The 10,690-nt window shown below is 71.1% G+C and carries 7 protein-coding genes; 6 read left to right on the forward strand and 1 reads right to left on the reverse strand.

Going from position 1 to position 10,690, the window contains the following annotated elements; all coding sequences use genetic code 11:
* Positions 1-41 precede the first annotated feature (41 nt).
* Positions 42-1,715, forward strand: a complete 1,674-nt coding sequence (locus tag Vlu01_RS23440; RefSeq protein ID WP_204003291.1) for a right-handed parallel beta-helix repeat-containing protein — start codon at positions 42-44, stop codon at positions 1,713-1,715.
* Here Vlu01_RS23440 and Vlu01_RS23445 read toward each other — a convergent pair.
* Positions 1,712-1,918, reverse strand: coding sequence for a hypothetical protein (locus Vlu01_RS23445; RefSeq protein ID WP_204003331.1), 207 nt, complete (start codon positions 1,916-1,918; stop codon positions 1,712-1,714). The two genes, Vlu01_RS23440 and Vlu01_RS23445, sit on opposite strands and share 4 nt — an antisense overlap.
* On the opposite strand from Vlu01_RS23445, the gene Vlu01_RS23450 reads away from it, so the two are divergent.
* The 5 genes from Vlu01_RS23450 (at position 1,917) to pulA (ending at position 10,436) form a co-directional block, all read left to right on the forward strand.
* Positions 1,917-2,576, forward strand: coding sequence for a hypothetical protein (locus Vlu01_RS23450; protein WP_204003295.1), 660 nt, complete (start codon positions 1,917-1,919; stop codon positions 2,574-2,576). The genes Vlu01_RS23445 and Vlu01_RS23450 overlap by 2 nt on opposite strands.
* Positions 2,577-2,612: 36 nt before the next feature.
* Positions 2,613-3,002, forward strand: a complete 390-nt coding sequence (locus tag Vlu01_RS23455) for a DUF6841 family protein (protein WP_204003297.1) — start codon at positions 2,613-2,615, stop codon at positions 3,000-3,002.
* A gap of 154 nt (positions 3,003-3,156) precedes the next feature.
* Positions 3,157-4,023, forward strand: a complete 867-nt coding sequence (locus Vlu01_RS23460; RefSeq protein ID WP_204003300.1) for a cellulose binding domain-containing protein — start codon at positions 3,157-3,159, stop codon at positions 4,021-4,023.
* 89 nt (positions 4,024-4,112) lie between these two features.
* Positions 4,113-4,820 carry a cellulose binding domain-containing protein gene (locus Vlu01_RS23465; protein ID WP_239096073.1) on the forward strand — a complete coding sequence of 236 codons (708 nt, stop codon included), beginning with the start codon at positions 4,113-4,115 and terminating at the stop codon, positions 4,818-4,820.
* A 123-nt stretch (positions 4,821-4,943) separates the two neighbouring features.
* Positions 4,944-10,436 carry a pullulanase-type alpha-1,6-glucosidase gene (gene pulA / locus Vlu01_RS23470; RefSeq protein ID WP_204003303.1) on the forward strand — a complete coding sequence of 1,831 codons (5,493 nt, stop codon included), beginning with the start codon at positions 4,944-4,946 and terminating at the stop codon, positions 10,434-10,436.
* Positions 10,437-10,690 lie beyond the last annotated feature (254 nt).

Below are 10,690 nucleotides of genomic sequence, written 5' to 3' on the forward strand. Positions count from 1 at the left end.
AAGCCGGGCGGGCAGCAGGTCCCGACCGAGGGGAGAGGTCCGTGCGGCAGCAGGATCGGTCCATCGCCACCCGCGAGCGCCCGTCTCCGGTCGCCGGGGCACCGTTGTGGTGCGATGCGCGCGACTTCGGACTTCAGGGCGATGGGGTGACCAACGACCAGCCTGCGCTGGCTGCTCTGGTCGACCGGCTCGGTGAGGGATATGCCGCCGACGGTCGGGCGCGGGTCATCTACTGCCCGCCCGGGATCTACTCGATCCGGGACGCGGGCACGGTATGGCGCAGCGGGGTGTCACTGATCGGTGCGGGGCCGGGAGCGACCCGCTTCGTGTTGAGCAACGAGGGCAACCGGGCGGACCCGACGCCGCTGGCTTTCTGGACCACCGTGCAGCACGGCGCCGACCGGGACCGGCACATCGCCGACTGCACCTTCGCCGACTTCGAGATCGACGGCTCTGGCGTGGCCTTGGCGACCTACAGCTATCTGGCCAAGGGCCTCGGCCTGCAGTACGTCGTACGGGGCGTCTTCCGCAATCTCTACATCCACCACACCGGCGCCACCGGACTCGGCTGCGACTTCCTCCAGGACAGCCTGATCGACGGCGTGGTGACGGTCGGCTGCGGGCGGCTGGACAACGGTGAGGAGATGGGCGGCGCGGGCATCGGTATCGGCATCGGCGGCTGGGGGGAGGTGGAGCGCTGCACCATCAGCAACTGCACCACGCTCGGCAACGGCACCAACGGGATCTTCCTGGAGTTGCAGAAGCCGTACTGGACGCCACCGCGCGGGTACCGCATCATCGGCTGCCACAGCCAGGCCAACCGGTTCGGCATCTCGGACTGGGGTGCCGACGGCCTGATCGTCTCCGCCTGCACCCTCACCGGAAACCTGGAGGCCGGCTTCGACGTCTCCGCCAACGGTACGGCGGGCATCGCCGGCCGAGGCGGCATCCTCAGTGACTGCGTGATCGACCGGAACGTCCGCGACGGGATCAGCATGGGCAACACCCCCGGGCCGTACACGATCCGGGGCAACCGGATCAGCGGCAACGGTTGGTACGGCTACCACCAGCATGATCTGGGCAACGGCTACCAGGGCCCGACCTCGGACGTGGTGATCGACAGCAACGACTTCTGGGACAACGGACTCGACGGCATCCGGGTGGACCGGCCGATGGTCGACGCGACGGTGACGAACAACCGGATCCGGAGCAACGGGCGGCAGTGCGCCCCGGCGGCCACCGGCTCAGGGGAGTCGGTGCGCTACGGCCGGCGCGCCGTGTCGGACCGGGCAGCGGCGTGGCCGCCCGACGGGCACCGGGGAAAGGTGCTCCGGGTGGGGTCCCGGCTGGCGCTGGTGGTCGGCAACACCGGGGAGGAACTGGATCTGGCCGATCTGCGGCCGGACGCGGCGATCGCCTGGAACGAGGACGTGCCGCCACCCGGGACGCGCTACGAACTGCCACCGGCGACCCCGCTGCGGGCCGGCATCGCGGTGAACGCCCACTTCGAGTCGGCAATGGTGCGCGGCAACCGGATCTGGGACAACCGAGACGACCCCACGCAGAGCTACGGGCTGTGGGTCAGCGACCGAGGTGCCTGCGTCTCATGCCGGGTCGAGGACAACGACCTCGTCGGCAACGTCGAGGGGCCGCTGCGGCTGGACAGCCAACCGGTCGGCGGCCGTTGGGACCGCAACCACGCCGAAGTGGACTAGGTCTCGTCGGCCGGCGAGATCGAGTTCGCCTCCGCGTACCGGTCGCGCAACCGGGCCCGGATCTCCTCCGGGGTGTACGCGCGCCGCCGTCGCTCCGCTCGGGCGATCACCACGCCCGAGGCTGCGACCCCGGCCAGACCGGCCAACCCGAGGACCTTCCACCACCGCATCCGTCGCCGCATCCGCTTAGGGTAGTCCTCCATGAGCATCAGCCTGGACGAGGCGGTGGAGCTGACCCGTACCGGCGATCTGTGGGTCTTCCGGGGCCGCAGTGTGCCTGACCGAGCCATCCAGCTGACCACCAACAGCCCGGTCAACCATGTGGGCATGGCGGTGGTGCTGGACGACATGCCGCCGTTGCTGTGGCACGCCGAGCTGGGCCGGTCGCTGCCGGATCTGTGGACCGGCACCCATCAGCGCGGCGTGCAGCTGCACGACCTGCGGGACGCGGTCGGCATCTGGGCGAACCGGTACGGTCAGCGCGGCTGGCTGCGCCAGTTGGAGCCGCCGGCCGACGGGGAGATGGAGCGGTCGGTGCTGCGGACCATCGCCCGGCTGGACGGCACGCCGTTCCCGTCCACCGCCCAGTTGGCCTGGCGGTGGCTGCGGGGCCGGGTGCCGTCGCCACGGCTGCCGTTGCCGACGCCCCGACGCCGCGTCCCGGCTGCGCAGGACCTGGCCCTGGAAACCGCGTACTGCGCGGAGGTCGTCGCGGTCACCTACGAGGCGATGGGGCTGCTGCCGGCGGGGCGGCGACCGAACTGGTACGACCCGGGCCGCTTCTGGAGCGGCGACGACCTGGAACTGCACGGGGGTGCCCGGCTGGGCAGCGAGATCGAGGTGCGGATCCCGCCCCGTTGAGGTTTCGTCGAGCCGCCGGCCGGTAAAGCTTGCGGCGTGACTGCTTCCACCGATCTCGACACGCTGACCGACTTCTTCGACCGGTACGGCGTGGCGCTGACCGTCGGGGACCTGCCGGCGATCGCCGGCTGCTACGCGCTGCCCGGGCTGGTGGTGGCCGACACCTACAGCTTCTCGTTCAACTCCACCGCTGCCGTCGCGCTGTCCTTCGTGGGCGCCGCGCCGGACTACACCGAGCGTGAACTGGTCGCGGCGCACGCCGACATCGAGCAGGTGCAGCAGGTGTCCGCGCTGCTCGTGGAGGTGGCGGTGCGCTGGGAGTTCCTGGACAGCCAGGGTCGCCAGGTGCCCGGCGAACGTTACCGCTACCTGCTGCGCAGCACCGACGACGGGCCGGCGATCTGCACTGTCGTGCGGACGGGCTGAGCCGCCGGTACGGCCGCCGCCGTCAACCGGCCAGGTGCGGGGCGTCGATGCGTCCGGTGCGCCGAGCGAGTCGGACGGCTTCGGTACCTGCCCGTTTCGCACCCGGGCCGGGCGTGACTAGGCTGCCCGTCGGCGACGACGAGTGGGGACCTCAATGTCAGTGCGGCCGTCCGGTGATGCCAACGACGATGCCACCGGTGACCAGTACGGCGACGGCAACCGTGCCGCCACCGGCGACCAGTACGACGATGCCGTCGGCGACCGGAACGGCGATGTCGTCGGTGATGCCGGGACGGTCGGCGGGCACGCCCTGCCGAGAATGATCGCCTCCGCACCCTGGGTGATGGTGCTGGTCGGTGTCGCGGTCCTGGCGGTGCTGCTGGTGGTCGCGCTGTTGTCGTTCCGTGGTCCTGAGCAGCCGGTGGCCTGGTCGCCGGGTCCGCCGATCACCCTGCCGACAGCCGCCGGGGAGAGCGCGGAGTCGGCGTCGACCGCACATTCGACCACGACCGGCCCCTCGGTCCCGGCTACTCCGCCGCTCTCGGTCCCCCCGAGCGCCTCGGTCACGCCGAGCGGCTCACCCGCGTCGAGCGCGACGTCGGCCCGGCCGACCGGTCCGTCGCGCAGCGGAGCGCCCGGGCAGCCCGAGACCTACTGGTCACCGAGCGCCTCCGCACCCGCAGGGTCGACCGACGGCGGCGGTACGGTCACCGTCAGCTACCGGGTGCAGGGCAGCGGCGCGGACTACTTCGAGGCACAGATGGTGGTCCGCAACAGCTCCGGTCAGTCGAACGACTGGAAAGTGGAGCTGCGCTTCAACGGCGGCGTCACGGGCGTCCGGGCGTCCAGTGGCCCGGGCGTGGCGGTCACCATCAGGGGCAGCGGCTGGTATCTGCTCAGCGGAACCGGTCAGCTCGCCGCCGGGGCTCAGCAGTCGGTCCAACTACGTTTCACGCGTACCGGGGGCGGGGAGTACCCGGCACAGTGCACGGTCAACGGAACATCCTGCGGGATCGGCTGAGTCGCCTGTCGGCACAGTTGGCGTTCCCGCGCACTTTTCGGCACGGCTGAAGATCGTTACGCTTGCCGGGCTGCCCGCTGAGGAGAGACATGTCCGGTATGCGTCGCGCTCCCCGTCAGTTTCCGCCGCGCGGCTCCACTGCCGTGGCTTCCTCGCCGTGGATCCTGGTGTCGGTCGGGGTCGTCATCATGGTGGCGTTGCTCGTCGTCGCGGTCGGCGCGTACCGAGGCCCCGGGCCCGACTTCCAGCCGGTGCCGCCGGGGCAGCCTCCGGTCGCCGCCGCGCCGATGCCCGAGCGCGCCTCGTCTGCGGGGCGGCACGCGTCGGCGCCACCGTCGATGGTGGTGCCGGGGCTGTCCCCGCGCCGCACCGACCCACCGAGCCCCACTCCCAACGCGACGCGTACGGCCTCTCCACCGCCGACCACCGTGCCGCCCGTCAAGCCGTCCCGCACTCCCGCGCCTCCGCCCGCCCCGTTCGACGCGCGTTACCAGGTCTTGCACATGTTTCAGGGTGGCTTCATCGCCGAGGTGCTGATTCGCAACACCTCCCGGGGCGACCTGGGCTGGGTGGCGCGGGTGGAGTACCCGGGCGGGCGGGTGGTGACCGCCTGGCTGGAAGGGGTCCCACAGGGGACGTTCACGGGTCGCGATGGGACGTTGACCTACCGCAGTGGTCCGAAGCTGGCGGCGGGATCGTCGGTGTACCTGCGCTTCCACATCGAGTCGGCCGGCGCCCGGCCGGCGAGTTGCAGCGTCTCCGGACGGGCCTGCCACCGCACTAGCGGCCCTCGGTGAGGAGCGACGACGTCATACCTTGCGCAACGTCCTGCTTGATTGCAGGGAAGTTTGCAAAGTATTGCAGAACCTTTCGGCAAGAGCTAGCGTGCGGGCCAATCAGCGACCAGAGGAAGGCCGTCGATGAAACCCCCGCCGACACCGCGCAAAAGCCTGCTCGCCCTCGTCTTCCTGCTCACCGTCACCCTGGTCGGCGCGCCGGTGGCGGTGAACCCCGCCGCCGCAGCCGGGCGATCCGCCGTCACCGGGACATTGACCGCCACCGGAGCCGTCACCTGGCATGCCGAACCCTCCACCACAGCCCTGCTCGACGCCGGCCGCAGCCAGGTGGGGGCCGAGCAGTTCTACTTCGTGCTACCGGACCGGTTCGCCAACGGCGACCCGCGCAACGATCGCGGCGGTCTCGCCGGGGACCGGACGCGTACCGGGTACGACCCCACGGACAAGGGGTTTTACCAGGGCGGCGACCTCAAAGGACTGACCGAGCGGCTCGACTACATCGAAGGGCTGGGCACCACCGCCATCTGGCTCGCACCGGTCTTCAGGAACCAACCGGTGCAGGGCGAGGGTGACGACGTGTCGGCCGGCTACCACGGTTACTGGATCACCGACTTCACCCAGGTCGATCCGCACTTCGGTGACCCCGCGGACCTGAAGAAGCTGGTCCAGCTCGCCCACCGACGCGGCATCAAGGTCTACCTCGACGTCATCGTCAACCACACCGCCGACGTCATCACCTACGCCGAGGACCGGTTCAGCTACGTCGACAAGGCGAGCGCGCCCTACCGCGACGCGCAGGGCCGGCCGTTCGAGGACCGCAACTACGCCGACGGCAGCCGGCACTTCCCGACGGTCGACGGCGACTCCTTCCCGTACACCCCGACCTTCAAGACCCCGGCCGACGCGAAGGTCAAGGTCCCGGCCTGGCTGAACGATCCCACCATGTACCACAACCGTGGTGACTCGACATTCGTCGGAGAGAACAGCGAGTACGGCGACTTCTTCGGCCTCGACGACCTGTGGACCGAGCGGCCCGAGGTGGTCCGGGGCATGACGAAGATCTACGCCGACTGGGTACGCGCCACCGGCGTCGACGGCTTCCGCCTGGACACGGTCAAGCACGTCAACATGGACTTCTGGCCCCAGTTCAGCCAGGGCGTGCAGCAGGCGGCGGACCGCGCCGGCAAGAAGGACTTCTTCATGTTCGGTGAGGTGTACAGCGCGGACCCGGAGATCGCATCGAGCTACGTGCGGCAGGGTGGCCTGCCCGCGACACTGGACTTCGGCTTCCAGGAGGCGGCGCGGGACTACACCGCGAACGACGGATCAGCCAAGGCGCTGGCCGACCTCTACGCCCGCGACGACCTCTACGCCGCCCGGGACACCCACGCCGGCCGACTGACCACCTTCCTCGGCAATCACGACATGGGCCGGATCGGCTCGTTCATCGCCAACGGTCCCACCGACCCGGCCACCCACCTGCGCCGGGACCAGCTCGCCCACGAACTGATGTTCCTCACCCGTGGCCAGCCGGTGATCTACTCCGGCGACGAGCAGGGCTTCACCGGCGCCGGCGGTGACAAGGACGCCCGGCAGCCGATGTTCGCCTCGCGTACGCCGGACTATCTCGACGACGATCTGCTCGGCACCGACCGCACCCATGCGGTCGACCAGTTCGACCGCCAGCACCCGCTCTACCGCACCATCGCCGAGCTGGGCCGGTTGCGTCAGGCGCACCCGGCCCTGCGCGACGGGGTGCAGGTCACCCGGCACGCCGCTGACGGTCCCGGCGTCTTCGCCTTCTCCCGCGTCGACCCGGGCAACCGCACCGAGTACCTGGTGGCGGTCAACAACGCCGCGACCGCGCAGACCGTCACCGTGGACACCTGGTCGGCCGGCGCCACCTTCACCGGCATCCACGGCAGCACCGCCCGGCCGGTGGCCGCCGGCGACGGGAGGCTGACCCTGACCGTGCCGCCGCTGTCAGCGGTGGTGCACCGGGCGGGCACGGCGGTCGCGCTGCCCAAGGCCAAGCCGGGCATCACCATCGCCCCGGTGGGGTCGCCGGCCACCCGGGCGGAGGTCACGGCCCAGGTCACCGGCGATCCGCTGGCCCGCGTGACGATGGCGGCGCGGACCGCTGGCGGAAAGTGGACGCTGCTCGGCTCCGCCCAGCGTGCGCCGTACACCCTGCACCACGACCTGACCGGTCAGGCCGCCGGCACAAGGATCGAATACAAGGCGGTGGTCCGCGACGGTCGGGGCCGGACCGCGTCCGCCCGCGCCACCGCCACGGTGGGCACCCCGGAACCGTCCGGCTCGTCGCGGGACTGGCTGGTGGTCCACCATCAACGTCCCGACGGCGACTACGACGACTGGGCGTTGTACGCCTGGGGTGACATCGACCCGGAGTACACCACCGAGTGGCCGAAGGGGCAGCCGTTCGCCGGCACCGACGCGTACGGACGGTTCGCCTGGGTGAAACTCAAGCCCGGGGCGAAGACGGTCGGGTTCCTGGTGGTCGACGCCGACGGCACCAAGGACGTCGACAACGACCGAATCATCGACGTGACGCAGACCGGTGAGGTCTGGGTCAAGCAGGGCGACCCGGCGACGTACCAGACCCGGGAGGAGGCCGCGGGCGGGCCTGCCCCGCCGGTCGAGGAGGGCGTGGCGGTCGTCCACTACCACCGGCCCGACGGCGACTACGACGGCTGGGGCCTGCACCTGTGGGACGGTGCGGCCACCCCCACCGACTGGGCGAAGCCGATGCCGCCGACCCGCGTCGACTCCTTCGGCGCCGAGTTCCGGGTGCCGCTGGCCGAGGGCGCCACCGGGCTCAGCTACATCATTCACTCCGGTGACGAGAAGGATCTGCCGCAGGACCAGCGGCTCGACTTCGCCGACGCCGGCCGGGAGGTCTGGTTGCTCGCCGCGACACCGGGCCGGCTGCTGCCGACGACCACCGGCACCGGCACCGGTACGGACACCGAGATCAGCAAGCAGCGAGCGCACTGGATCGACCGGTCCACCGTCGCCTGGCGCACCGGCCCCACCGACGGTCGGGCGTACGCGCTGGTGACCGCGCCGGCCGGCGGGGTGCGCGTGGTCGACGGCGAGCTCGTCGGGACGTACACCTCGCTGCCGTTGACCGCGCAGCGCAACGGGCTCACCGAGGCACAACGCGCGGCCTTCCCCCACCTGTGGGATCACCGGGCTTTCACCCTCGACCGACGTGACCTGGCCAAGGTGCCGGCGGCGCTGCGCGGCCTGCTGCTGGTGACCGAGCGGGCCGCCGACGGCACCCTGCTCGGCGCCACCGGTGTGCAGATCCCGGGCGTGCTCGACGACGTCTACGCCCCGGCCACCTCGGCCCGGCTCGGCGCCACCTTCACCGGTGGCGTGCCGACCCTGTCGGTCTGGGCGCCGACGGCCCGGACGGTGTCGCTGGAGCTGTTCGACTCGCCGACGGCCACCGCGCGGCCGGTGGCGATGCGCCGCGACGACCGCACCGGCGTCTGGTCGGTACGCGGGCAGCGCTCCTGGAGCGGCAGGTACTACCGCTACCGGGTGCAGGCGTGGCAGCCGGCGACGCAACAGCTGGTCACCGCGTCGGTCACCGACCCGTACTCGGTGGCGCTGGCGGCGGACTCGACGCACAGCCAGATCGTCGACCTGACCGATCCGAGGCTCGCTCCGGCGAGCTGGGCGCGGCTGCGTAAGCCGGCGGCGGTGCCCTCGGCCAAGGTGCAGATCTCCGAGCTGTCGGTGCGGGATTTCTCCATCGCCGACGACACCGTGCCGCAGCAGCGGCGGGGCACCTTCCTCGCCTTCACCGACCCGGCCACCGCCGGCATGCGGCACCTGAGGGCGATCGGCGACGCCGGGGTGACCCACCTGCACCTGTTGCCGGCGTTCGACTTCGCCACCATCCCGGAGCGCCGGGCCGACCAGCGGCAGCCGGCCTGCGACCTGGCGGCCCTGCCGCCGGACTCGCCGCGGCAGCAGGAATGCGTGGCCGAGGTAAAGGAGACCGACGGCTACAACTGGGGGTACGACCCGCTGCACTACACCGTTCCCGAGGGTGGGTACGCGGTCGACCCGCAGGGTGCGGCACGTACCACCGAGTTCCGGCAGATGGTGGCCGGGCTCAACGGCGTGGGTCTGCGGGTGGTCATGGACGTGGTCTACAACCACACCTCGGCCGCCGGCACCGACCCGAAGTCGGTGTTGGACCAGATCGTCCCCGGCTACTACCACCGGCTGCTCGACGACGGCACGGTGGCCACCTCCACCTGCTGCGCGAACACCGCACCCGAGCACGCCATGATGGGCAAGCTCGTGGTGGACTCGCTGGTGACCTGGGCGAAGGCGTACAAGGTGGATGGCTTCCGCTTCGACCTGATGGGCCACCACCCGAAGGCGAACATCCTGGCCGTACGCGCCGCGCTGGACAAGCTGACGGTGGCCCGTGACGGGGTGGACGGAAAGAACATCCTGCTCTACGGCGAGGGTTGGAACTTCGGCGAGGTGGCCGACGACGCCCGCTTCGTGCAGGCCACCCAGGCCAACATGGCCGGTACCGGGATCGGCACCTTCAACGACCGGCTGCGTGACGCGGTACGCGGCGGCGGCCCGTTCGACGACAACCCGCGCCGGCAGGGCTTCGCCTCGGGGCTCTTCACCGACCCCAACGGCGATCCGGTCAACGGCTCGGCCGCCGAGCAACGGGCCCGCCTGCTGCACCAGCACGACCTGGTCAAGGTGGGGCTGGCCGGCAACCTGCGCGGCTACCGGTTCACCGACTCGTCGGGCCGGCAGGTCACCGGCGCCGACGTGGACTACAACGGCTCGCCGGCCGGCTACACCGCCGCGCCGGGGGAGGCGGTCACCTACGTCGACGCGCACGACAACGAGATCCTGTACGACGCGTTGGCGTACAAGCTGCCGCAGGCCACATCCGCGACGGATCGAGCCCGGATGCAGGTGTTGGCGTTGAGCACCGTGGTGATGGGCCAGGGGGCCGGGTTCGTCACCACCGGCACCGAGCGACTGCGGTCGAAGTCGCTGGACCGCAACTCGTACAACTCCGGGGACCACTTCAACCAGATCCGCTGGGACTGTGCCCAGGGCAACGGCTTCGGCCTCGGGCTGCCGCCGGCCGAGGACAACCGGGACAAGTGGCCGTACGCACAGCCGTTGCTGGCCGATCCGAAGCTGGTGCCGGACTGCGCGGCGGTCGAGTTGACCGACGCCCGCTACGCCGAGCTGCTGCGGATCCGGGCCTCCTCGCCGGTCTTCGGGCTGCCCACCGCGAGGCAGGTGCAGCAGCGGGTGGCCTTCCCGCTCTCCGGTGTGGACGAGACGCCGGGGGTGCTCACCATGACGCTGGACGCCCGGGGGCTCGGCGGGGCGTGGCGGTCGGTGACGGTAGTCTTCAACGCCACTCCGGAAGCCGCCACCCAACGGGTGACCGGGCTGCGCGGGGCGGACGTGGCGTTGCACCCGGTGCTGCGCGCCTCGGCCGACCCGGTGCTGCGTACGGCGTCGTTCGAGCGGTCCAGCGGCACGTTCACCGTACCGGCGCGCAGCGTGGCGGTCTTCGTCCAACGGTAGTTCCGGTCGGTGCCGCGAGTCGGAACGTGCTCCGGCCCCGCCGGTCCGATCCATCTGGATCGGTCCCGGCGGGGCCGGAGTCAGTGCGTGCTGGGCGGCTCGGGTTGCGGCAACTCGCGCTTTCCCGTCGATGTATAGGCCCGACTCGCCGCAAGGCGTGACTGGCTCGGTACCACGACGGCGGCCCCGCCGGGTCTGGTCCGAGGACCGGTCCCGACGGGGCCGCTTTTGTGTGCCTGCGTGTCCGTTACCCC

The organism is Micromonospora lutea (assembly GCF_016863535.1).
GTDB lineage: Bacteria > Actinomycetota > Actinomycetes > Mycobacteriales > Micromonosporaceae > Micromonospora > Micromonospora lutea.

Bases quoted from the DNA above. Each gene is read 5' to 3' on its own strand.
- Vlu01_RS23450 (WP_204003295.1), top strand. From the start codon at position 1,917: ATGAGCATCAGCCTGGACGAGGCGGTGGAGCTGACCCGTACCGGCGAT.
- Vlu01_RS23445 (WP_204003331.1), bottom strand. From the start codon at position 1,918: ATGGAGGACTACCCTAAGCGGATGCGGCGACGGATGCGGTGGTGGAAG.
- Vlu01_RS23460 (WP_204003300.1), top strand. From the start codon at position 3,157: ATGTCAGTGCGGCCGTCCGGTGATGCCAACGACGATGCCACCGGTGAC.
- Vlu01_RS23465 (WP_239096073.1), top strand. From the start codon at position 4,113: ATGTCCGGTATGCGTCGCGCTCCCCGTCAGTTTCCGCCGCGCGGCTCC.
- pulA (WP_204003303.1), top strand. From the start codon at position 4,944: ATGAAACCCCCGCCGACACCGCGCAAAAGCCTGCTCGCCCTCGTCTTC.